1 pseudogene is annotated in these 239 nt (G+C 62.3%); it reads left to right on the top strand.

Annotated features, from left to right (window positions below):
• A pseudogene (locus ACTHRE_RS11185) lies at nt 1-239 on the top strand (hypothetical protein); the annotation flags it as partial.

Consider the following 239-nt stretch of genomic DNA (forward strand, 5'->3'; position numbering starts at 1 on the left):
AGCAAAAGCCGTGCGCTTAGCGCCGCCGAAACCCTGATTACCGGCGCCCTGGGCGGACAGGGTGATTTACAGCTGGCCGCCAATACGTTGGCGCCGTATGCTGCAGCCGCCATCGGCAAGCGCTTCGGCCACGGTGAACACAAAGACGAAGCCGCGCAAGCAATCGGCAAGCGCTTCGGCCACGGTGAACACAAAAACGAAGCCGCGCAAGCAATCGGCCACTTTATGCTCGGTGCCGC

Origin of the sequence: Neisseria sp. P0001.S007 (assembly GCF_051963655.1) — a bacterium.
GTDB lineage: Bacteria > Pseudomonadota > Gammaproteobacteria > Burkholderiales > Neisseriaceae > Neisseria > Neisseria subflava_A.